This is a genomic window from Microbacterium fluminis, assembly GCF_051549805.1.
Taxonomy (GTDB): domain Bacteria; phylum Actinomycetota; class Actinomycetes; order Actinomycetales; family Microbacteriaceae; genus Microbacterium.
This window is the reverse complement of the sequence record NZ_CP196042.1, coordinates 878270-901384: the sequence shown is the minus strand read 5'-3', so window position 1 is coordinate 901384 and position 23115 is coordinate 878270. Positions and strand designations below refer to the sequence as shown.

The window sequence follows — 23115 nt, the reverse complement described above, 5'->3', positions numbered from 1 at the left end:
TCAGCTCTCCTCTGTTCCAGGGGTCGGGCGGTAGATGGTTCCGCGGGCGACGACATCGGCGACCAAGCCGTCGAGATCGTCGTCGAAGCGGATGGGGATCACGGAGCGCTTGCGGTACCCCACGCTCGCCGCCACGTCCGGGTTGAGGAAGTAGGCGGCGGTGAGTGCGTCGGCGACGGGCCGCAGCTGCGGCATCGGCACTTCGGCGAGGGCGGCAGGCACCGGGTCGGGGAGCACGTCGAGCCCGGCGCGCACGACCTCGACGAGGTCGGGGCGCACCGCGAAGACGGAGTCGAGGTACGTGTTATGCGCCTGCGCGGACGATCCGCTCGGCATCCCGTCGGACGCCGGGATCAGCAGGTCGGCGAGCGCGGCGAGCCGCTCGCGGTCGCGCAGGTCGAGCGCGCTCACAGCGCCACCGCCTGTGCGCCGCGGTGGGTGACGGCGTGCTCCGCCGCCCGCAGCGAGAACGCCGCGATCGTCGGCGTCGGGTTCATGCCCGACGACGTCGGCCAGGTGCTGCCGTCGACGATGAAGAGGTTCGGCACGTCGTGCGCGCGGCCCCATTGATCGACGACGGATGCCGCGGGGTCGGCGCCCATCGTCGCGGTGCCGAGGATGTGCCAGCCCGTCTCGCGGATCATCGGCGCGACGATCGTCTCGGTCGCCCCCGCCTCGCGCAGCGACTCCGTGGCGCGGTCGACGTTGAAGGCGAGCAGATCCTTCGTGTTCTGCGCGGTGCGGTAGACCATGCGCACGCCGGGCACGCCGAAGCCGTCGAGGTGCGATTCGTCGAGCTCGACGCGGTTGTGCTCCTCGGGAAGGTCTTCCGCGACGATGCCCCACGCGAGCGAGTGACCCAGGCGATCGCGCACCGTCTCGTGGAACGACTCGCCCCAGATCGACTGGCCGCCCCACGGGAAGGCGGCGGTCATCGCCTGGGGTCCGCCGGTGGGGGTGACGTTCCACTTCGCGCCGCGGACGAACCCGCGGCTCTTGACGGTCTCGTAGAACTCGAGCGAGTAGATCGGCTGGCCCCAGACCGACTTCCACGGGTCGAGCTGCTCGTCGAAGATGCCGACGACGGTGGCGAACGGATGCATCATGAGGCGCTTGCCCACCAGGCCGGACGAGTTCGCCAGCCCGTTCGGGAACCGCGCGCTCGTCGACAGCTGCAGCAGACGCGGCGTGCCGAGGCCGTTGGCCGCGACCACGACGATCGACGCGCGCTGCCGGTGGGTCGCACCGTCGGCGTCGCGGTACACGACTCCCGTCGCCAGCCCGCGCGCGTCCGTCTCGATCTCGCTGACCGAGGCGTTGACGACGAGCGTCACGCCCTGCCGCAGCAGATCGGGCCAGTGCGTGACGTCGGGCGAGGCCTTGGCCTTGTTGACGCATCCCCACATGCACGCGCCGCGCTGCACGCACGCGCCCTGGTTGCGGTAGTCCTCGGTGGCGATGGCGTTGCTGCCGGGCCACCAGTGCCAGCCGAGACGGTTGTGCGCCTCGGCCATCATGCGCCCGGCCTTGCCGATCGGGGCGGCCTTCATCGGGTACGACGTGATGTCGGGGAACGCCGGGTCGCCGGGATGCCCCGAGACGCCGAAGTCGCGCTCGATCGTGTCGTAGTACGGGGAGAGGTCTTCGTAGCTCAGCGGCCAGTCGTCGGCGACCCCGTCGAGCGTGCGCACGCGGAAGTCCGACGGCATCAGGCGCATCCAGATGCCCGCATACATGACGGTGCTGCCCCCGACGCCGTTCCACATCAGCGGCTCGACGTCGGAGGCGCTCGTGTCGATCGGGTAGTCGCTGGGCGCCTTGCGCACCGACGGCTGCGGGTTCCACGGCTTCGCGGCGCTGAGCTCGAGGAACTCGTCGGCGACGTGGGACGTGGAGTAGTCGGGCCAGTCGCCCTGCTCGATGCAGACGACGCTCATGCCCGCCTCGACGAAGCGCCGGGCGGCGACGGCACCGGCGGGGCCGGCGCCGACGATGACCACGTCGGCGAGGTCGGGCGCGGGCGCGCCCTCGTCGCGGGTGCGCCGGGCTTGCGGGGCGGTCATGGGCAACTCCTTCGTCACGTCCATCGGGAATCTGTGCCGCACGCCATCCGGGGGGATGTGGGCGACGGGACGATTCTGTACGATCGTATGACGAAGAACACGCAAAGGTCAACGACGCCGTAGCGTTGCTGGCCGAGCCCACGAGTCCTAGGGAGGACGTCGACGATGACGAACGAGAGTCCTGCACCACGCACCGTGCGTGCACTGAGCTACGCCGAGGCGCGGGTGCTCCTGGATGCCGCGCTGGAGGCGGCGACGCGGATCGCGGTCCCCGCGAGCGTGGCCATCCTCGACGCCACCCGGGAGGTCGTCGCCTTCGGGCGCCAGGACGACGCGCCACTGCTCACCGGCGAGGTCGCGACGGCCAAGGCGTACACCGCGGCATCCCTGCGTCAGCCGTCGGGGGCGCTCGCCGAGGCGACGAGTCCGGCCGGTCCGTTCGCGGGTCTCGCGCACGGCTCAGCACGCGGTCTCATCACCTTCGCCGGAGGCTTCCCGCTCGTCGTCGGATCCGACATCGTCGGCGCCGTCGGGGCCAGCGGCGGGTCGCTCGAGGAGGACGAGACGATCGCCCGAGCGGCCGTCGCGCTCTTCGAGGAGTGGAACCGATGACCGGCCGGCAGATGGAGGGCCGCCGCGTCGTGCTGACCGGCGCCGCCGCCAACATCGGCGGCGCGACCGCCGATCTGCTCGCGGCCGAAGGGGCGCGCCTCGTGATCGGCGATATCGACTCGAGGGCCGCGGAAACCGCGGAAAGACTGGCTTCGCAGGGTGCCGACGCCACGTTCGTGCGCACCGACGTGTCGGATGCCGCATCGATGAAGGCGCTGCTCGACACGGCCGCGGAGACGCTCGGCGGGCTCGACGTCATCATCAACAACGCCGGCATCCAGCGCTCGTCTCCGGTCACCGAGATGGACGAGTCGGTGTGGGATCTGCACATGGCGGTCAACGCCCGCTCGTGCTTCCTGGCCGCCAAGTACGGTGTGCCGCACCTGCGGCACGGACACCTGCCGGCGATCGTGAACATGGCCTCGGTGGGCGGCTTCAAAGCGCCCGCGGGACTGAGCGCCTACTCGGCATCGAAGGGCGCGATCATCGCCTTCACGCGCACGCTCGCATCGGAGCTCGGCCCCGAGGGCATCCGCGTCAACTGCGTCGCACCCGGGTGGGTCGACACGCCCTTCAACGACCCCATCGTCGCGCACATGGGCGGCCGGGCCGCCCAGGACGCCGCGGTGCGCGCCGGGGTGCCCCTGCAGCGACAGGGTCAGCCGTCGGAGATCGCCGCAGCGATGCTCTTCCTCGCCTCCGAGGCGTCGTCGTTCGTGACCGGGCATGCGCTCGTCATCGACGGCGGAGCATCCTGATTTCGTCAGACAATCTTCTTGCATTCCGGGAGAGTCGCAGTTACTGTGACAGCGTCAGTTGTCCGACAATCTGACAATGAGGTAACGATGAGGTTCGATCACGACGCGACGACGCGGAGCACTCCGACCGTCGCCGCATCGCTCGAGCGCATCACCCCGGAGGCCGTTCCCGATGACGGCACCCGACCCGGAGCCCCCACGACACGGCGCGAGCGATCGCACCGCTGATCGACCGGCACCACCCCCCGAGTAGTCCACTCAACGAGGAGACAGACATGAAGTCCATGACGAGCCGCGTGCGGCGCCTGATCGCGCTGGGCACGGTGGTCGCGGCATCCGCCACCCTGCTGGTGGGATGCGCGACCGGCGCGACCGACGCGGGCAGCGGCGCCGACGGCGCCAAGCCGATCAAGATCGCACTCAGCAACTACTTCAACGGCAACATCTGGCGCAAGCAGATGGAGGCGAGCTTCGAGGCGACCGCGAAGGCGAACCCCGACAAGGTCAGCGAGTTCAAGGTCGTCAACTCCGACGGCTCTGCGCCGCAGCAGGCGCAGCAGATCCAGTCGCTGGTGCTCGAGGGCTACGACGCGATCATCATCGACGCCGCATCGCCCACCGCCCTCAACGGGGCCATCGAGGAGGCGTGCAACGCGGGAGTGACCGTGGTCGTGTTCGACTCGCTCGCCACCGCCGGCTGCGCCTACAAGGTCGCGTTCGACTACCAGACCTACGGCCAGCTCGAGGCGCAGTTCCTCGCCGATCAGCTCGGCGGCAAGGGCAACCTGCTCATGGTGCGCGGCATCGCCGGCAACACGGTCGACGACGACATCTACAAGGGTGCGCAGTCGGTGCTCGCGAAGTACCCCGACATGAAGCTCGTCGGCGAGGTCTACGGCCAGTGGACCGAATCGACGGCGCAGCAGGAGGTCGCGAAGATCCTCCCGTCCCTTCCGCAGATCGCCGGTGTGCTCACCGAGGGCAACGACGGCGGCGGCACGCTCGACGCGTTCCTGCAGGCGGGCACCTCGCCGCTGCCGGTCATCATCCAGGGCAACTCCGGTCAGGGCCTGCAGGGCTGGGCCAAGGTCGCGGCGCAGAACCCGGCCTACAAGACGATGTCGATCTCGTCGCAGCCCAGCATCTCGTCGACCGCCCTGTGGCTGTCGTGGCTCGTCCGCAACAACCAGGACAACGCCCAGACCGTCCCCGACAAGACGATCTTCGCTCCGCTGCTGGTCATCCCCGAGGCCAACCGCGACGCATGGGCCACGGCGCTCGGCTACACGCAGATCGCCGAGAACCCGACGACGCTCGACCAGACGCGCACGTACCTGAAGTCGGCGCTGGACGGGAAGCCCATCAAGGTCGAGGAGCCGCTGCCGCCCGCGCAGTGAGACAATCGGCCGCATTCGAAGACGAAGAGGTACTCCATGCCTGACGGCGCATCCGCCGACACCCTCGTGGTGTCGGGCGTCTCGAAGAGCTACGGATCCACCCGTGCCGTGAACGACGCGTCGTTCCGGGTCGGTCGGGGCGAGCTCATCGGGATCGCCGGCCACAACGGTGCCGGCAAGAGCACGATCCTGAAGGTCGTCAACGGCGCCGTCGCCGGAGACGGCGGACAGGTCACCGTCAACGGCATCGCGCGCCCCGCCCAGGAGACGGTCGCGCACCCCGAGAAGCTCGGGGTGCGCACCGTCTACCAGGAGCTGTCGCTGTGCGCGAGCCTGCGCGTCGACGAGACGGCCGCCGTGTTCGACCACTCCGCGCGCGGCTTCGGCTGGCGGCGCGCGGCGTGGACGAACCTCGAGCGCGTGCTCGACGAGATGTTCCCCGGTCACGGCATCCGCCGCGACGCGAAGATCCGCGATCTCTCCATCGCCCGTCGGCAGATGATCGAGTGCGCGAGCACGATGGTCGACGGCGCGCAGCCGCCCGCACTCGTCATCCTCGACGAGCCGACGTCATCGCTGGATGCCGCGGCGACCGCCTCCTTCTACGCCTACCTGAAGAAGCGCGCGGCCGACGGTGTCTCGGCCATCATCACGACGCACCGCCTGCACGAGATGATCGACAACCTCTCGCGCATCTACGTCATGCGCGACGGTCGCGTGCTCGGTGAGCAGCCCGCGGCCGAGGCGACCAAGGCCTCGCTCGTCACCGCGATGGGCGTGGCCTCGCACGAGCACGCCGCCGCCGCGCCCGCGCGTGACACCGCCCGCGTCACCAGCACGGATGCCGCGCCGCCGAGCACGGGCGACGTCGTCGTCCGCATCGAGCAGGGCGCCGACGCCGACCGCGAGGTGTTCGAGATCCGCTCCGGCGAGATCATCGGCTTCGCCGGTCTCGAGGGGCACGGCCAGCTGACCGCGCTCGAAGCCCTCTATCGCGCCGCACGGCCCTCGGGCCACACCGCCACCCGTCGCACGCCGCACCAGTCCGTCACTGTCACCGGCGAGGGCGCCTACGTCAGCGGCGACCGCGGAGTGCGCGGAATCTTCCCGATCTGGGACGTGGCCTCCAACATCAGCTTCTCGAGCCTGTCGAAGGTGACGGCGGGCGGTCTCATCCGGCCCCGTGCCGAGCGTGCGCTCGTCGACGAGTGGTACGGCCGGCTGGGCATCAAGGGACGCCCGTCCGACGTCATCACGAGCCTCAGCGGCGGCACGCAGCAGAAGGCGCTGATGGCCCGCGCGATGTCGGTTGAATCCAGCATCCTGCTGCTGGAGGACCCCACCCGCGGCGTCGACCAGTCGACCAAGAGCGAGGTCTACGCCATGCTGCGCGGCCAGGCCGACGCCGGCCAGACCATCGTCTGGTACTCGACCGAGAACGAGGAGCTGCGCAACTGCGACCGCGTCTTCGTCTTCCATGTCGGCCGCATCGTCGCGACCATCCGCGGCGAGGAGGCGACCGAGGATGCCGTCATCGCCCTGTCGTTCGGAGCCGACGACTCATCGCCCGCTGCACAGGAGGAGCGTCCGTGAGCGCCTCGACCCTTACCGACCTGCCGGCCGACTCGCGCTCTCCGCGCCGCTGGAGCACGATCCTGGGGCCGTGGTTCCTGCCGTCGGTCGCCGCCGTCGTGGTGTTCGCCCTCATGGTCGTGCTGCGCCCGCTCGTGGCCACCCCGAACGGCATCAACCTCGTGCTGACGCCGCTGATCCCGCTGATCCTCGCCGTGCTCGCCCAGATGTTCATCATCGCCGCCGGTGACATCGACCTCGGCATCGGCTCGTTCATCGGCCTCGCCAACGTGGCGATCGCCATCATCGTGCCGCAGAACGCGGTCCTGGGCGTGCTGTTCCTGGTGGGCATGATCGCCGCGTACGCCGCGATGGGCGTGCTGATCGCCGTGCGCGGACTTCCGTCGATCGTCGTCACGCTCGGCATGTCCTTCGTGTGGCTCGGCATCGCGATCCTGATCCTGCCCACTCCCGGCGGCGTCGTCCCTCCCGGGATCGTCGCGTTCGTGCGGTTCAACCCGGTCGTCGTGCCCGGCGTCATCATCGTGCTGACGCTCGTCACCGTCGTCACCGCGCTCTTCCTGCACCGCAGCAAGTACGGCGCGGTGCTGCGCGGCTCGGGCGCGAACGCCGAGGGCGTGCGCCGCGCCGGCTGGTCGGTGATCCGCGCGAAGGTCTCGCTGTACTCGCTCGCCGGCCTCTTCGGCGTGCTGTCGGGTCTGTACCTGAGCGGGCAGACCGGCGGCGGCGACGCCTACATCGCCTCCAGCTTCGTGCTGCTGAGCATCGCCGGCGTGATCGTCGGCGGCGGCAGTTTCTCGGGCGGTGAGGTCTCGGTCGTCGGTGCGGTGGCGGGCGGTCTCGTCATCGGACTGCTCGGCTCGCTGCTGCAGTTCATCGGGGTCTCCTCGAGCTTCCAGGCCGCGGCCCAGGGGCTCGTGCTGGTGCTCGTCCTGGTGCTGCGATCGCTCGTGCGCTGGATCCAGAAGCTGCGGAGGACGCTATGACCGATCTCGACACCCGCGCGGACACCCGCTTCGACGGCGCGCGCACCCGCGGCATCCTGGTCCGCATCTTCACCCACCCCGCCGCCCCCGCCTTCATCGGGATGGTGCTGGTCTGGCTCGCGATCGGCCTCCTCGCCGGACGCGGGATCGTCGACACGATGAGCGCCGCGATCATCATCGCCACGTTCCTCGTGATCGTCGGCATCGGGCAGCTGTTCGTCATCACGGTCGGCAACGGCGGCATCGATCTGTCGGTGTCGTACGTGATGACCCTGAGCGCCTTCCTGTCGTGCCAGATCATGGCCGGGCAGGACGGCAACATCGCGACCGGCCTCATCGTCGGTGTCGTCGCCGGTATCGTCGCGGGCGCGGTGAGCGCGCTGCTCATCGAGTTCGTCGGCATGCCGCCCCTGGTCGGGACGCTCGCGGTCGGGTTCGCACTGCAGACGATCACGCTCATCTACTCCGGCAGCGTCGTCGGGGTCGCCAGCCCCGCGCTCGCCGACTTCACCACCGCCCGCCTCGGCCCCATCCCCGTGTTCGGCCTCGTCGGCGTCGTGATCGCCGTGCTGTTCGCGGTGCTCCTCAAGCGCACGAGCTACGGCCGTCGCATCGAGGCGGTCGGGCAGAAGCCCGTCGCCGCGAGCTTCGCCGGCACGCGCCCCGCGCTCATCCGCGCCTCGGCCTACGTGCTCTCGGGCGGGATGGCCGGCCTCGCCGGCGTGCTGCTGGCCGCGTACAGCGGCGGGCCGTCGCTGGGTCTGGGCACCGCGTACCAGCTCGCCTCGATCGCCGTCGTGGTGCTGGGCGGCTCGCTCATCGCCGGCGGCCGGGGCATCGTGTCGGGCCTGTGGGCCGGCGCCGTGCTGCTGACGCTGCTGACCACGCTGGGCAACATCACCCGGCTCAGCGGGGGATGGCAGTTCATCATCCAGGGCGCACTCATCGTGGTCGTCCTGGCCCTGTCGCGGAACCCGCTCGCGCGGCGCTGATCCCGGTCGCCGCGCGATCCGCGACGCGAGCGGGACCAGGACCCTCCCCCCGGGTCCTGGTCCCGCTCGCCCTCGTGAAGAGGAGACGGCGGATCAGGGGCGCTGCACGCCCCGCACGTTCGTGAAGACCGCGTACAGCGAGGTCGTCGCGGTGATGTAGAGGCGATCGCGACGCGGACCGCCGAACGCGAGGTTCGCCGCGGCCTCGGGCACGCGGATGCGTCCGATGAGGTCTCCGTCGGGTGCGAGGCACTGCACCCCGTCGCCGGCGCCGACCCAGACGCGACCGTCCTCGTCGACGCGGATGCCGTCGGGGATGCCGGGGGTGATCTCGGCGAACACCTCGCCGCCCCGGAGCGTGCCGTCCTCGCGCACGGAGAAGCGGCGGATGTGACGGGGACCGGCCGGATCGGGCAGGTAGCCCGAGTCCACGACGTACAGCAGCGACTCGTCGGGCGAGAACGCGAGTCCGTTCGGCTTCCAGAAGTCATCGGCGACGACGGTGAGTGCGCCCGTCGCGGGGTCGAGCCGGTAGACGTGGTCGCCCTCGATCTCGCGCGGTCGCGGGATGCCGACGAAGCTCGTCTCGCGCCCGTACGACGGGTCGGTGAACCACACCGATCCGTCGCTGCGCACGACGACGTCGTTGGGGGAGTTGAAGCGATGGCCCTCGAAGCCGTCGGCGAGCACCGTCACCGAGCCGTCGGGCTCGGTGCGGGTGACGCGACCGACGCCCTGCTCGCACGTGACGAGGCGGCCCTGCAGATCGCGCGTGTTGCCGTTGGCGTTGCCCGACCCCTCCCGGAACACCGAGACGGCGCCCGAGTGCTCGTCGTAGCGCAGGATGCGCCCATTGGGGATGTCGCTGAACAGCAGCGCATGCTGGTCGGCGAAGTACACCGGACCCTCGGCCCACCGGTACCCGGTCGCCAGGCGTTCGAGCTGGGCGACGAGGTCGATGCACGCCATGAACCGGTCGTCGAGCACGTCGTAGACGGGCTCTCCCGTCGGAAGGTGCGTCATGGTGTCGCGCGGGTCGCGAGGGCCGGCGGGAACGGGGGAGGCATAGGTCACGAGCAGTCCTCTTCGAAAGATCGTATGACGGTCATTCAAAGCTTAGGCGCTCGTCCGCGTCGGCTCAACGCCGCGCGCGCCTGCCGGTCGAGGATTCGGCCCGGGGTCCGCGCCGCTCGAACGAGGCCGGCCGCACCCTCTCTGGCACGGCCGGTCTCGCGTTGCGGTCAGGCCCCGAGCCGGAAGGCCTGAACCTCGGCGAGCTGGAGGCGGTGGTAGCCCAGGGCCCCCTCCTCGACCGTCGGGCGACCGAGCTCGCTGACCGCGATCCGCACGTGCCGGGCCTCGACGGCGGTGAAGGAGTACACCTGGGGTCGTGCCCCCGGGTCGGCCTGTCCGCTCACCGATCTCACCGTGGTCCACGTGGTGCCGTCGGTGCTGACCTGGATGTCGAACGCCTTCGGGAAATGCGCCCCGTCGACGCCGTCGGCCGCGGGTTCGTCGGCGGTCGCGGTGCGCGGGTAGAGCACGACGGTGTCGAGCGACGTCGTCGCGCCCATGTCGAACGCGACCCACTGGTCGACGCCCGCCGTCGCGCGGTCGGGACCGTCGGAGGTGTAGCCCTTGGCACCGCCGGCCACACTCGTGCGGAGCCCGTCCACGAGATTGCCGACGCTCCACGACGGCGCGGCCTGCAGGCTCGTCCGCGCCGTCGCGGTCGAGCCCGCGAGAACGTTCTGCGCGGCGTCCAGCCCCGCCCGCACCGGCAGGATCCAGACATCGGCGATCGAGGGGTCGTAGGCGCCGTCGACGTCCTGGAAACGCAGGCGCACGGTGCCGTCGGCGGTGATCGTCGGGTCGTCGACGACGAACTGATACTCCATGACGCCCTCGCCGGAGGCCGACCGGGTGTAACCCTGCGAGAAGACCCGTACTCCGTCCGCCAGGACGTCGTACGTCTTGGTCCGGGCGCCGTCGAAGGTCTCCCGCGCGCGGACCACGAAAGGCTGCCCCGCGGGCACCGCGACATCCATCTCGAACCATCCGCCCGGGTACGACGAATGCGTGTAGCGACGGGTGAGTCCCGCCTCGGTCGAGGTCCCGGAGTTCGCGGACGCGGTGAGGGCGTGGGCACGCTCCGACGCCGCGACGCCGAGGTCGACGTAGTCGAACGAGACCGCCGGCGCCGCCGAGAGGGCCACCGCGAGCGACGCGGTCGTGCGCTCCTGGGCGGAGGCGCCCACCGACGCCGTGATCTCGGCCGGCCCGGCCGTGACCGTGTAGGGCACCGTCAGACGCGCTGACACGGTGGCCGAACCACCCGCGGGCGCGGTGAACGGCACCGTCGGTGCCGCCCAGCCGGTCGGCGGGGTCAGCGTCAGGGTCCCCGATCGCGCGGCGGGGGTCCGGTTCTCGACGACCACATCGAGGGAGACCTCGTCGCCCGGATGCGCCGACGGCGCCGACAGCGTCGCGCCGGTCACCCCGATCGGCGCGGACACTGTGAGAGGGGCGCTGCGGGGGATGGAGACCGTCGTGCCCATGAGGGTGCTCGTCACGACCCCGTCGAGCGTGTAGGCGCCCGGCGCGGCATCCGCCGGAACCGTCACGTCGTAGACGAAGGACTTCTTCGCACCGGGGCGCACGTCCCGATCGCCTGCCGTGGATACGGGTGTCACCGTCCAGCCGTCGACCGAGGTGAGCCGGCCCTGGACTGTGCCGAGCATCGTCGGCCCCGTCACATTCAGCTCGAGCGTCACCCGCGCCTTGTCGCCCGGGAAGACGGGCGTGGTCGGCACGGTGATGGTGGCCGAGGCCCCGACGAGCGCCGAGATCGCCGCCGACAGCTTCGCATCGACCGGACGCAGGATGCCGCGCAGCGCGGCGGCGGAGGGCAGTGGCATCCTGCCGCCCGCAGCCTCCTTCTCGACATAGGCGGCGATCGCCTGCGCCGAGCCCAGCGTCGTGTGCGCCGCGGCGGCGACCACGGCGTCGCGGATGCGCCCGGGCCGCGTGTTGACGAAGGCGTTCCACGTGAGATCGGCCTTCGCGGCGAAGGTCTTCACGAGCGCGCGCAGCTTCGACGCCTGGGCGGCGGTGAGGCCGCCGCCCGTCGAGAGCGCGTCGATCCGGGCGGTGAGCTCGCCGGCGGCGGCGCGCACGTCGCCGAGGCGGCCGAGGTTGTCGTCGGTCGCGAACGCGTAGGTCCCGGACCCCACCGTGTACACCGCGATGCCGTTCTCGAACCGCACGAACGTCACGCCCTTCGCGGACTCCGCCGGCACCCCGGCCTCGGTGACGGCCCAGCGGCTGCTCGCCGGGATGCGCACCTCCGCCGTCGTGTTCGCCGGCACGGCGATGTCGAGCTTCATGGCCCCCGCCGTCGACGTCCACGACGACGACACCGCGCCGTACGGCGTCTTCAGCGAGTACTTCGCCCAGTCGATCCCGGATCCGGGCTGGGGCGCGATGAGCACCTTGTGGAACCCTGGTTCGAGCGCCGACACCCCTGCCAGCGTCCGGTACATCCATTCGCCGACGGCGCCGTAGGCGTAGTGGTTGAACGAGTTCATGTCGACGGGCCCGAACGACCCGTCGGGCATGATCGAGTTCCAGCGCTCCCAGATGGTGGTCGCGCCCTTGCCGATCTCGTAGCCCCACGAGGGGTAGTCGGTGTTCTGCAGCAGCCGGTAGGCGATGTCGGTGCGTCCAATCGCCGAGAGGGCGGGCAGCAGGCCGTCCACGCCGAGGAAGCCCGTGGACAGGTGGAAGGAGCGGCGCTCGAGGGTGTGCACGAAGCGGTCGGCGACCTTGCCCTCCAGCCCGGCCGGGATGAGCCCGTTCATGATCGTCAGGATGTACGCGGTCTGCGAGTCGCCGCGCACCGTGCCGTCGGCGGTGACGAAGGCCGCGCCGTAGGCGGCCTTGATCGCCTCGTATCGCGCGCGGTACGCCTGGGCGTCGTCGGTGCGGCCGATGGCGGCGGCCATCTCCGCGAACTCGCGGGTGCTCTTGGCCGCGAACGCGGTGTCGATCACGGTCGCGGGTGTGTCGTCGTCGAGGTTGAGCCAGTCGTTGTAGCCGCCGACGTTGCGGATGTGGTCGGTCGAGGTCGCCTGGAGGTAGTCCACGAACCGCTTCATCGAGTCGTAGCTGTCGCGGATCACCCGGGTGTCGCCATAGGCCTGCCACACCGAGTACGGCACGTGCACGCCGGCATCCGCCCATCCCGCCGGCCCGTACCCGCCGTCGAACCTGCCGGGCACGACGGGCGCGACTCCGGGGAAGGCGCCTGCGGCGTTCTGCGTGTCGCGGAGGTCCTGCAGCCACTTCGTCAGGAACCGCTGCGAGTCCATGTTGTAGTTCGCCGTGTTCGCGAAGACGTTGATGTCGCCCGTCCATCCCATGCGCTCGTCGCGCGCGGGGGTGTCGGTCGGGATGGACAGGAAGTTCCCGCGCTGGCCCCACAGGATGTTGCTCTGCAGCTGGTTGACCAGGGCGGACGAGGTCTGCAGGGTGCCCGTCTGGGCGTTGTCCGACCCGACCACGACGCCCGTGATGCCCGAGGCATCCGGAGCCGCGGGCACGCCGGTGATCTCGACGTACCGGAACCCGTGGAAGGTGAACTTCGGCTCCCACGTCGCCGTCCCGTCCTTCGCGAAGGTGTAGTAGTCGGTGGCCTTCGCGGAGCGGAAGTTCGCGGTGTAGAGCGTGCCGTCGGGGTTGAGCACCTCGGCGACGCGGATGCGCACGGTCTGCCCGGCCTTGCCCGCGATCGTGACCCGTGCGTGTCCGACCATGTTCTGCTTCAGGTCGTACACGAAGACGCCGGCTCCGGCATCCGCGATCCGGGTCGCCTTCAGCTCCTGCGTAACACGCACCGGGGGAGCGGTCTGCGTCTCCAGCTTGTCGGTCGCGCTCGGGCGCACCGTCACGGCCGTCCACGCCCTGTCGTCGTAGCCCGCCTTGGTCCAGTCGCCGAGGGCGGCCGCGCGACGTGCGTCGTACGACTCCCCGTTGAGGAGGTCCGCCGAGGTGGTCGGCCCGTTGGCCGTGCGCCACGCGCCGTCGGTCGCGACCGTCTGCTGGCTGCCGTCGGTGTACCGGATGCGCAGCTGGGCGATCAGCGACGTGTCGCGTCCGTAGACCCCGTTGCCGAACATGGCCACGTTGCCGGCGTACCAGCCGTCGGCGATCTCACCGGAGAGCGCGTTCCTGCCGTTCGCGAGCAGGGCGGTGACGTCGTAGGTCTGGTAGTCGATCCGCGTGTTGTAGTCGGTCCAGCCCGGTGCCAGCTGCGCGTCACCCACGGGCTTGCCGTTGAGCGTGAGCGCGTACACGCCGCGCGCGGCGGCGTAGATCCGGGCGGAGGCGACCTTCTTCGACGCGGTGAACTCGGTGCGCACGACCGGGACGTCGTTCCCCAGCGACACGAAGATCTCGGTGTTCCCCGACATCTGCAGGGCGCCGCCCGAGACCGTCCCTGACGTGAACGTCCGGTCGCCGTCGTCGAACGACGTGTCGAGCAGGACGGTTCCGTCCTTGGCCACCACCTTCGCCTGGAGGACGGCGCCCTTCTCGGCGCCGTTGGTGCGGAAGCCGATGAGCCCGGGAGCGGTGTTCTGGGTCACCGTGCGGGTGTCGAGCACGGTGCCGTCGACGGTCGTCTGGATCGTGGTGCCCTCGGCGCGGACCGCGTACTCGTGCTCGGCGGCGAAGTCGAATCCCGCCGGGAACGGGGTGGATGCCAGCACGGTGTAGGCGCCATCGGTCTTCACATGGGGGCGGAGGGCCTTCTCGCTCTCGCTGATCTGCCACATGTGCGTGTTGCTCCCGTCGCGGCCGCGCAGGAAGACCCCGAGAGCGCCGCTGATGCCGGAGGCGCGGAAGGTCATCGTGTAGTCGGTCCAGGCGGCCGGGATCGACCGGTCGGCGCCGACCCACTCGGCCCCGGCCCAGTCGGCCGCGGAGGCGAGCGCCGTCTCGAAGCGGGCAGGGGTGCTCCATCCGGAGTCGCGACCGCTCGCGTCCCACACCCGCACCTGCCACGCGTAGGAGGTGGCGCCCGTCAGGGCCGGGCCGCCGTAGACGACCTCGGTCGAGTTCGGGGAGACGACGCGGCCGCTGTCCCACACATCGGGCGACGAGAGGCGTGCCGCGCTGCTGGCCACGCGCACCTGGTAGGCGGACTGGACCGTGCCGCGCGTCGAGGCGGTGAGGTTCCAGCTGAGCGCCGGAGCGGCGAGCGGGATGCCGAGGGGGTCGACCGCGGCGTTGGTCTCGAGCGTGCCGACGCTGAGCGTCGCCCCCGATCCCTCCCGCGCTGCAGACGCCCCCGCGGCGGGCAGGACGACGAGAGATGTCGAGACGATGGCGGCTATGGCCAGATGGGCCAGGACGGCGCGGATTGAGCGACGCATTCGTTTCTCCTCATTGATGAAACGATTCACGATCGGAATCAAGCGAAACGGTAGCGGGGGTCGCCGCGGCCGTCAACACCCTGTGCGGGGAAGTCCGTCCACGAATGGCGAGCGGGTCGCAACCGTGCGGGCACGACGATCGCGCCCCTCTCGGTGAGAGCGGCGCCGGACGGCGTGGGGGCTGCGGGGAAGGGTCCTCAGGCGCCCCAACCGGCCTGAACGCCCCCGACGCGGTCCGCCTCGATCCGCTCCTGGTAGCCGGACCCGGCGTAGGCGGACATCGGGTCGGCGGGCAGACCGCGCGCCGCGCGCCACTCGGCCAGCGCGGGGCGCACATCGGTGTAGAACGCGTCCATGAAGACCGCGTTCGCGGCCAGGACGTCGCCCGACACCTGCGCAGCCCGCAGGGCGTCGCCGTCGACGAGCAGCGCGCGCGCCGTCATCTCCTGCACGTTGAGCACGGAGCGGATCTGCCCGGGGATCTTCTTCTCGACGTTGTGGCACTGGTCGAGCATGAAGGCGACGTCGGGGTTGTCCAGTCCGCCGCCGCGGATCACCTCGTAGAGGATCCGGAACAGCTGGAACGGGTCCGCGGCGCCGACGATGAGGTCGTCGTCGGCGTAGAACCGCGAGTTGAAGTCGAACGAGCCGAGCTTGCCGAGGCGCAGCAGCTGCATGACGATGAACTCGATGTTGGTGCCCGGCGCGTGGTGCCCGGTGTCGAGGCACACCATCGCCTTGCCGCCGAGCGATGCCACCTGCGCGTACGACGTCCCCCAGTCGGGAACATCGGTGTGGTAGAACGCCGGCTCGAAGAACTTGTACTCCAGCACCAGGCGCTGGTCGGCGCCGAGGCGCGCGTAGATCTCCTGCAGCGACTCCTGCAGCCGGTCCTGTCGTCCGCGCAGATCGGCCTGACCCGGATAGTTCGACCCCTCGGCGAGCCAGATCTTCAGATCGCGCGAGCCCGTGGCATCCATGATGTCGATGCACTCGAGGTGGTGGTCGATCGCCTTGCGGCGGACCGCGGCGTCCTCGTGGGTCAGGGCACCGAACTTGTAGTCGTCGTCCTGGAACGTGTTGGAGTTGACGGTGCCGAGCTGCACGCCCAGACCTTCGGCGTGCCGGCGCAGGGCGCTCCAGTCGTCGACGCGATCCCACGGGATGTGCAGCGCGACGGAGGGGGCCAGTGCCGTGACGCGGTTGACCTCCGCGGCATCCGCGATCTTCTCGAACGGGTCGCGCGGCGTGCCGGGCGTGGCGAACACCTTGAACCGGGTGCCGGAGTTGCCGAACGCCCACGAGGGCAGCTCGATCGCCTGGGCTTCCAGCAGGGTCCGGATCTCGGGGGAGAGGATCGTCATGATGGGGTGCTTCCGTGTTCGGTGCCGGCGTCGAGGTCGGCCAGCTGGTCGTGCAGGTTGAAGATTTCGATCAGGGGGGCGACCCGATCGGCGCGTCCACCGAGGTCGACGAAGAACGGGGACATGGATGCCTCCCATCGGGCGGCCACGGGGGACGACGCCAGGTAGGCGCGGGCCGCCTCATCGTCGTCGGTCTCGTAGTAGCCGAAGACCTCGCTGCGCGTGCGATCGAGGAAGAGCGAGTAGTCGCGCCGGCCCGCGGCGGCGATCTCGGCCAGCATCTCGGGCCAGACGGGATCGTGGCGGGCCACGTAGGCGTCGACCATCCCCGCGTGCAGGCGCAGGGTGAACGCGACGCGTGGCATGTCACTCCTTCGTGCGGCGTCCGAGCGATGTCGGGCGGCGACCTCACCGCCTGAATCGTTTCAAGAACACTAATCTGGATGCGGGGCCGGGTCAAGAGATCGCGACGCGGCGGCGAGGAGGACCGTGGCGGTCAGCGTCAAGGATGTCGCAGTGGCGGCATCCGTCTCCGTGGGAACGGTGTCGAACGTGCTGAATCGACCCGACCGCGTCTCGCCTGCCACCGTCTCCCGGGTCCACGAGGCGATCGAGCGCCTGGGATTCGTCCGCAACGACGCGGCGCGCCAGCTGCGCGCGGGCCGGAGCCGGTCGATCGGCCTCATCGTGCTCGACAGCGCGAATCCGTTCTTCGCGGAGGTCGCCCGGGGGGCGGAGGAGCGCGCTGCGGTCGAAGGCATGGTGGTCCTGATCGGCAACAGCGATCAGAACCCGCTGCGCGAACGCGCCTACGTCGACCTGTTCCTCGAACAGCGGGTGCACGGAGTGCTCTTGACGCCGGCCGACGTCGATGACGTCCCGCTGCGCAGGATGCAGGATGCCGGCATCCGTCCCGTGCTCGTCGACGGTGCGCTCCCCGGCGCCGGTGTCCCCTCCGTCGCGGTCGACGACGTCGAGGGCGGATACCTCGCCGTGGCGCATCTGCTCGCGCGCGGTCGCCGCCGGATCGCGTTCGTGGGCGGCCCCCTCGCCATCCGTCAGGTCGCCGACCGTCTGGACGGCGCGCGACGTGCCCTGGCGGAGTCGGGGACGGCGACCCTCGAGATCATCGAGCAGCGGGCGCTCACCGTGCTCGACGGTCGCGCGGCCGGCGAGGCGCTCGCGCGCCGCCGCGCCGAGGATCGACCCGACGCCGTCTTCTGCGCGAACGATCTGCTCGCCGTCGGGGTGATGCAGGGCGCATCGATCCTCGGCGGTTTCCGCGTGCCCGACGACCTCGCCGTCATCGGGTACGACGACATCGACTTCGCCCAGTCGACGGTCGTGCCGCTGTCGTCGGTGAGGCAGCCGGCGCGGCTGATCGGGGCCACCGCGGTCGAGCTGCTCCTCGACGAGCCGGCCTCGCGCGAAGGGCAGCCGCGTCAGGTGCGCTTCCGGCCGGAGCTCGTCGCCCGGGCCTCCACGACGGGGTGATCCGCACCCGGGAGTGCTCGCGCCCGGTCAGTGCAGCGCGATGGTCTCGACGGCGCGCACCCTGTCCTTCATGAACGACAGGGCATGCCCGGCGAGGTCGACGTTGTCGTCCCAGAGGTTGCGCCAGACCCCCAGCGTGTTGCTCAGAGCCGGGTCGACGATGGCGGTGGAGAACGACTCGAACACGATCGGACCGTCGTAGCCGATGCGCGCGAGGGCGCGGAACGTGGCGTCGAAGTCGACCGTGCCGGTGCCGAGGTAGCCGCGGTGGCTCTCGCCGATGTGCACGTATCCGAGGACGTCGGCGGCATCGAGGAACGGCTCGAACATGCCCGACTCCTCGATGTTCATGTGGTACGTGTCCAGGTGCAGACGCACGTTGTCGTGCCCGATCTCTCCGAGGTAGACGATGCCCTGGCGCGCGGTGTTGATGATGTTCGTCTCGTACCGGTTCACGACCTCCAGGTTGAGCTGCACGCCGGCCGCCTGTGCGCGATCGGCGACGCGGCGCAGCACCTCGATCCCGTTGTGCCGACCGCTCGGCGTCGCCGGACCCTCGTGCTTGCGCATCGCGCCGTAGATCACGCCGGCCAGATGGCGCCCGCCGAGCTCGGAGACGACGTCGACGGCACGGGAGAGCAGGCGCTCGCCGGCGGCCACGGCATCCGGGTCGTCGCCGCTGATGTCGGTGCCGGCGGTCAGGCCGAGGGAGGCGGTGATGGTCGTACCATGGTCGGCCAGCGCCGCCCGGGCGGCGGGCACATCGAACGACTCCGGGTCGAGCAGCGGCACCTCGAGGAGGTCGTACCCGGCCTCCGCGTTCTGCCGGGCGGCGAGACGGAAGCCGTCCGCGTCGAAGCGGCCAGACCAGACCGAGCCATGGGATCCGAACTGCGACATCGGGGTTGATCCTTTCGTGCGCGTCAGCGTCGACGCGTCATCGGGGGGTGTGGAGGCGAGGAGCGTGGGTGCGTGCGACGAGGTCGCGGAGGTCTTCGAGGCTGCCGTCGATCAGACCCACGGCGCGTGCCTGCACGAGGAGGTTGCCGAGCGCGGTCGCCTCTACCGGACCGGCGAGCACCGGCAGACCCGAGCGGTCGGCGGTGCGCTGGCACAGCAGCTCGTTCAACGAACCGCCGCCGACGATGTGGATGGTGCGCACGTCGACGCCGCCGAGGCGACCGGCGCCGCGCGCGGCATCCGCGAACGCCTGCGCCAGGGACTCGACGATGCTCCGGGCGAACTCGGCGCGGGTGCGCGGAGCGGCCAGACCGTGTTCACCGCACCAGGCGACGATCCGACCGGGGATGTCTCCCGGGCCCAGGAAGCGCACGTCGTCGACGTCGAACACGGGAACGTCCGCCTCGAGGGCGGCCGCCTCCTGCAGGAGCAGCGGGAGGTCGACCTGGGCCCCCTCGCGCTCCCACTGGCGGACCGACTCGCTGAGCACCCACAGGCCCATGACGTTCTTGAGCAGCCGGATGCGGCCGTCCACGCCGCCCTCGTTCGTGAAGTTCGCCGCCTGCGCCTCCGGTCCGAGGGCCGGGCGGTCGACCTCGACACCGACGAGACCCCACGTGCCGCACGAGATGTAGGCGGCGTGGTGCCGGTCCATCGGCACGGCCACCACGGCGGAGGCGGTGTCGTGCGAGCCGACCGTGATCACCTGCACGCCGTCGGGTGCGCCGATGTCGGCGGCCACGTCCGCGCGCAGCGCGCCGAGGCGCGTGCCGGGATCGACCAGACGCGGCAGGAGCGCGGTCGGAACCCCGGCGGCGTCGGCCAGCTCCGCACTCCACGAGCCGCTGCGCACGTCGAGCAGGCCCGTGGTCGAGGCGTTCGTGCGGTCGGCGACCTCGACGCCGGAGAGCCAGTACGACATCAGATCCGCGATGAGGAGGATGCGGTCGGCCACGGGGAGGAGTGGCCCCTGGGCCTCGGCCGCGAGCTGATAGATCGTGTTGATCGGGATCTCCTGCAGCCCGTTGCGCGCGAACAGCTCCTCGCGCGAGAGGCGCTCGCCGATCAGGCGCATGCCCTCCGTCGTGCGGTCGTCGCGATAGTGCACCGGATTGCCGAGCAGACGGCCCGCCCGCAGCAGGCCGTAGTCGACGCCCCACGAGTCCACGCCGATCGAGGCGACGTCCGCGGCGTCGCGGAAGACGCCGCGAAGCCCGTCGACCGCCCCCGCCCACAGCGACAGCACGTCCCAGTGCAGCGTCCCGCCGACCGAGACGGGGCGGTTCGCGAACCTCCCCGTCGTCTGCATGGTCAGCTCGTCGGGACGGACCGAGCCGAGCACGACCCGCCCGCTGGTCGCGCCGAAGTCCAGCGCGACGACGCGCCCCGCGCTCATCGCAGGAACGCCGCGGCGACCCCGGAGTCGACGGGGACGTGCAGGCCGGTCGTACGACTGAGGTCGGGACCGGTGAGCACGTACACCGCATCGGCGACGTTCTCGGGCACCACCTCCCGCTTGAGGATCGTGCGGTTGGCGTAGAACTGGCCGAGGTCCTTCTCGTCGACGCCGTAGGTCTTGGCGCGGTCGGCGCCCCAGCCGCCGGCGAAGATGCCCGAGCCGCGCACGACGCCGTCGGGGTTGATGCCGTTGACCCGCACGCCGTGCTCGCCGAGCTCGACGGCCAGCAGACGCACCTGGTGGGCCTGGTCGGCCTTGGTGGCCGAGTAGGCGATGTTGTTCGGCCCGGCGAAGACGGAGTTCTTCGACGAGATGTAGATGACGTCCCCGCCGAGCTTCTGGTCGATGAGCGCGCGGGCGGCGGCGCGGGAGACGAGGAACGAGCCCTTGGACATCACATCGTGCAGCAGGTCCCAGTCGGCTTCGGTCGTCTCCAGGAGGCTCTTGGCGATCGACAGGCCGGCGTTGTTGACGACGAGGTCGATGCCGCCGAACGCGAGGATCGCGGCATCCACCGCGGCCTGCACCGCATCGGCGTCGGCGACGTTCGCCGCGACGCCGACAGCGACGTCGGTCGAGCCGATCTCGGCCGCGGTGGCCTGCGCCTTCTCGAGGTCGAGATCGGCGATCACCACGCACGCGCCCTCGGCGGCCAGCCGCGTCGCGACGGCCTTGCCGATCCCACCGGCGGCGCCGGTGATGAACGCGATGCGCCCCTGGTGGCTCTTCGGCTTCGGCATGCGCTGCAGCTTCGCCTCCTCCAGCGCCCAGTACTCGATGCGGAACTTCTCCGCGTCGCTGATGGGGGCGTACGTCGACAGCGCCTCGGCGCCGCGCATGACGTTGATCGCGTTGACGTAGAACTCGCCGGCGACGCGCGCGGTCTGCTTGTTGGCGCCGTAGGAGAACATCCCGACGCCGGGGACCAGCACGATGAGGGGGTCCGCGCCGCGGATCGTGGGGGAGTCGGCGACGGCGTGCGCGTCGTAGTACGCCTGGTAGTCGGCGCGGTACTCCTGGTGCAGCTCGTGCAGGCGGGCGATGGATGCCTCGATCGTCGCGCCCGCGGGAAGGTCGAGGATCAGCGGCTTGACCTTGGTGCGCAGGAAGTGGTCCGGGCAGCTCGTGCCGAGCGCGGCCAGGGCGGGCGCCTTCTCGGAGGCGAGGAACTCGAGCACCTCGGCGGAGTCGGTGTAGTGGCCGACCATACGGCGATCGGTGGAGGCGATTCCGCGGATCGTGGGTGCCAGGGCGGCGGCCTTGACGCGACGCTCGTCGACCGGCAGCGGCTCGAAGCCCGCGCGCACGGAGCCGAACGGAGCATCCGCGCCGTGTTCGGCGATGTAGGCGGCGGCGGTGTCGATGATCCACAGCGAGTTGGCCTCCGCCTCGGCCGAGGTGTCGCCCCATGCCGTGACGCCGTGGCCGCCGAGGATGCAGCCGACGGCGGACGGGTTGGCCCGCTGGATGGCGCGGATGTCGAGTCCGAGCTGGAAGCCGGGGCGACGCCACGGCACCCACACGACCTTGTCGCCGTAGATGGCGGCGGTGAGCTCCTCGCCGTCGACCGACGTCGCGATCGCGATCCCCGAGTCGGGGTGCAGATGGTCGACATGCGCCTTCTCGACCAGCGCGTGCATGGATGTGTCGATCGAGGGCGCGGCGCCCCCCTTGCCGTGCAGGCAGTAGTCGAAGGCGGCGACCATCTCGTCCTCGCGCTCGATGCCCGGATACACCGATTCCAGCGAGCGGATGCGGTCGAGACGGAGCACGGCGAGGCCCTCGGGCTTCAGCGTGCCGAGATCGCCGCCCGATCCCTTCACCCAGATCAGCTCGACGTCCTCGCCCGTGACCGGGTCGACGTCCACGCCTGTGGCGGAGGTGTTGCCGCCGGCGTAGTTCGTGTTCTTGGGATCCGCGCCGAGCCGGTGGCTCCGGGCGATCAGATCGTCGACGGCGGGGTGGGTCATGTACTGCTCCTGTGCAGGATCGAGCGTCATCGCGGACGCGGACGTGCCGCCAACGTACCCGGCGAGGGTTTCGTTCGTCAATGTCACAGCTTTCAAACGAAACCGCACTTTGCGAGTTCCAGCGTTGACGAGGGTTTCGAAATGCATTAGCTTCGCCGACACGGCCCGCCTCACCGAGGAGCGGGCGATCGAGCGGAGGCACGCGATGGACATCGACGGCGATGTGCGGGTCGAGGGGATCCTCTCGCTGCTCGAGCACCGCGGCCAGGTGTCGGTGAGCGAGCTCGCGACGCAGTTCGGCGTCTCGGCCGTCACCATCCGCAAGGATCTGGAGGCACTGGAGCGCAAGGCGCTCCTCCAGCGCGTCCGGGGCGGCGCCCGCCCCCGCGCGTCCGAGGACGAGGGCTCGTTCACGGAGCGGCTCGGCCGCGCCGCCGGCGCGAAGCGCGCGATCGCCCGTCACGCGGCGACCTTCGTGCACAACGGCGACGTCATCGCGCTCGACTCGTCCACATCGGCGTACTTCCTGGCCCTCGAACTGCTGACGCGCCGCGACCTCGTCGTGGTGACCAACTCGCTGCGCACCGCCATGGTCCTCTCGGAGGACTCCGACGCCACGGTCGTGCTCCTGGGCGGCACAGTCCGCCGCATGGCGACCTCGACGGTCGGCGACATCTCGGACGTCCTCGTCGGCCGCGGGCGCATCGGCAAGGCCTTCACCGGTCTCGCCGCGCTCTCGTTCGAGCGCGGCCTGCTGGAGTTGTCCAGCGCCGAGGCGGAGAGCAAGCGGGCGATGATGCAGGCCTCGCGCGAGGTCTACGCCCTGTTCGAGTCCGCCAAGGCCGACGCGTTCGGACTGCACAGCTTCGCGGCATCCGACCGCGTCACCCGCCTCATCACCGACACGGACTTCTCCGACGACGACGTCGCGCGCTGGAAGAGCGCCGGCGTCGACGTCGACCGCTGCCGTGTCGGCAGTGGCGGTCTCCGTCCCGGAACGGAGCCCGCGCCCCTGGCCGACGTCGGCTGACGA

The 23115-nt window shown here is 70.6% G+C and carries 17 protein-coding genes; 8 read left to right on the top strand and 9 right to left on the bottom strand.

What is annotated here, in order from left to right:
* Together ACSJDX_RS04295 and ACSJDX_RS04290 are read right to left on the bottom strand one after the other, a co-directional pair.
* Entirely contained in the window at positions 1-411 is a 411-nt protein-coding gene (locus ACSJDX_RS04295) for a hypothetical protein (RefSeq protein ID WP_438354342.1), read from the bottom strand.
* Positions 408-2063, bottom strand: a complete 1656-nt coding sequence (locus ACSJDX_RS04290; RefSeq protein ID WP_438354341.1) for a GMC family oxidoreductase — start codon at positions 2061-2063, stop codon at positions 408-410. Before ACSJDX_RS04290 ends, ACSJDX_RS04295 begins: the two co-directional genes overlap by 4 nt.
* A 165-nt stretch (positions 2064-2228) precedes the next feature.
* On the opposite strand from ACSJDX_RS04290, the gene ACSJDX_RS04285 reads away from it, so the two are divergent.
* From ACSJDX_RS04285 to ACSJDX_RS04260, 6 genes are all read left to right on the top strand, one after another.
* Positions 2229-2675, top strand: coding sequence for a GlcG/HbpS family heme-binding protein (locus ACSJDX_RS04285; RefSeq protein ID WP_438354340.1), 447 nt, complete (start codon positions 2229-2231; stop codon positions 2673-2675).
* A complete protein-coding gene (locus ACSJDX_RS04280) occupies positions 2672-3433 on the top strand; it encodes an SDR family NAD(P)-dependent oxidoreductase (RefSeq protein ID WP_438354339.1) in 762 nt (253 codons plus the stop codon). The genes ACSJDX_RS04285 and ACSJDX_RS04280 overlap by 4 nt, the downstream gene beginning before the upstream one ends.
* Positions 3434-3708: 275 nt before the next feature.
* Positions 3709-4830: a substrate-binding domain-containing protein gene (locus ACSJDX_RS04275; protein WP_438354338.1), complete on the top strand. Its 1122-nt coding sequence runs from the start codon at positions 3709-3711 to the stop codon at positions 4828-4830.
* A 36-nt stretch (positions 4831-4866) separates the two neighbouring features.
* The gene (locus ACSJDX_RS04270) at positions 4867-6423 is read left to right on the top strand and encodes an ATP-binding cassette domain-containing protein (protein WP_438354337.1); all 1557 of its coding nucleotides are present in this window, start codon (positions 4867-4869) and stop codon (positions 6421-6423) included.
* Positions 6420-7409 carry an ABC transporter permease gene (locus tag ACSJDX_RS04265; protein ID WP_438354336.1) on the top strand — a complete coding sequence of 330 codons (990 nt, stop codon included), beginning with the start codon at positions 6420-6422 and terminating at the stop codon, positions 7407-7409. Before ACSJDX_RS04270 ends, ACSJDX_RS04265 begins: the two co-directional genes overlap by 4 nt.
* Complete coding sequence (locus tag ACSJDX_RS04260) at positions 7406-8401, top strand: ABC transporter permease (RefSeq protein ID WP_438354335.1); 996 nt, start codon at positions 7406-7408, stop codon at positions 8399-8401. The genes ACSJDX_RS04265 and ACSJDX_RS04260 overlap by 4 nt, the downstream gene beginning before the upstream one ends.
* A gap of 93 nt (positions 8402-8494) precedes the next feature.
* Here the strand turns inward: ACSJDX_RS04260 and ACSJDX_RS04255 are convergent, their stop codons facing one another.
* The 4 genes from ACSJDX_RS04255 to ACSJDX_RS04240 form a co-directional block, all read right to left on the bottom strand.
* Positions 8495-9475, bottom strand: coding sequence for an SMP-30/gluconolactonase/LRE family protein (locus ACSJDX_RS04255; protein WP_438354334.1), 981 nt, complete (start codon positions 9473-9475; stop codon positions 8495-8497).
* A 167-nt stretch (positions 9476-9642) separates the two neighbouring features.
* A complete protein-coding gene (locus ACSJDX_RS04250) occupies positions 9643-14835 on the bottom strand; it encodes a family 78 glycoside hydrolase catalytic domain (RefSeq protein ID WP_438354333.1) in 5193 nt (1730 codons plus the stop codon).
* Between the two features lie 197 nt (positions 14836-15032).
* Positions 15033-16199: an L-rhamnose isomerase gene (rhaI, locus tag ACSJDX_RS04245; protein WP_438354332.1), complete on the bottom strand. Its 1167-nt coding sequence runs from the start codon at positions 16197-16199 to the stop codon at positions 15033-15035.
* Positions 16196-16564: an L-rhamnose mutarotase gene (locus ACSJDX_RS04240; protein WP_438354331.1), complete on the bottom strand. Its 369-nt coding sequence runs from the start codon at positions 16562-16564 to the stop codon at positions 16196-16198. Before ACSJDX_RS04240 ends, rhaI begins: the two co-directional genes overlap by 4 nt.
* Positions 16565-16688: 124 nt before the next feature.
* On the opposite strand from ACSJDX_RS04240, the gene ACSJDX_RS04235 reads away from it, so the two are divergent.
* Positions 16689-17693 carry a LacI family DNA-binding transcriptional regulator gene (locus tag ACSJDX_RS04235; RefSeq protein WP_438354330.1) on the top strand — a complete coding sequence of 335 codons (1005 nt, stop codon included), beginning with the start codon at positions 16689-16691 and terminating at the stop codon, positions 17691-17693.
* Positions 17694-17720: 27 nt separating this feature from the next.
* Here ACSJDX_RS04235 and ACSJDX_RS04230 read toward each other — a convergent pair whose 3' ends face one another.
* The 3 genes from ACSJDX_RS04230 to ACSJDX_RS04220 are packed head-to-tail and all read right to left on the bottom strand — an operon-like array spanning position 17721 to position 22082.
* Positions 17721-18593, bottom strand: coding sequence for a sugar phosphate isomerase/epimerase family protein (locus ACSJDX_RS04230; RefSeq protein ID WP_438354329.1), 873 nt, complete (start codon positions 18591-18593; stop codon positions 17721-17723).
* A 37-nt stretch (positions 18594-18630) separates the two neighbouring features.
* Positions 18631-20049 carry a rhamnulokinase gene (locus ACSJDX_RS04225; protein WP_438354328.1) on the bottom strand — a complete coding sequence of 473 codons (1419 nt, stop codon included), beginning with the start codon at positions 20047-20049 and terminating at the stop codon, positions 18631-18633.
* Positions 20046-22082: a bifunctional aldolase/short-chain dehydrogenase gene (locus ACSJDX_RS04220; RefSeq protein ID WP_438354932.1), complete on the bottom strand. Its 2037-nt coding sequence runs from the start codon at positions 22080-22082 to the stop codon at positions 20046-20048. Before ACSJDX_RS04220 ends, ACSJDX_RS04225 begins: the two co-directional genes overlap by 4 nt.
* 205 nt (positions 22083-22287) lie before the next feature.
* On the opposite strand from ACSJDX_RS04220, the gene ACSJDX_RS04215 reads away from it, so the two are divergent.
* Complete coding sequence (locus ACSJDX_RS04215; RefSeq protein WP_438354327.1) at positions 22288-23112, top strand: DeoR/GlpR family DNA-binding transcription regulator; 825 nt, start codon at positions 22288-22290, stop codon at positions 23110-23112.
* Positions 23113-23115 lie beyond the last annotated feature (3 nt).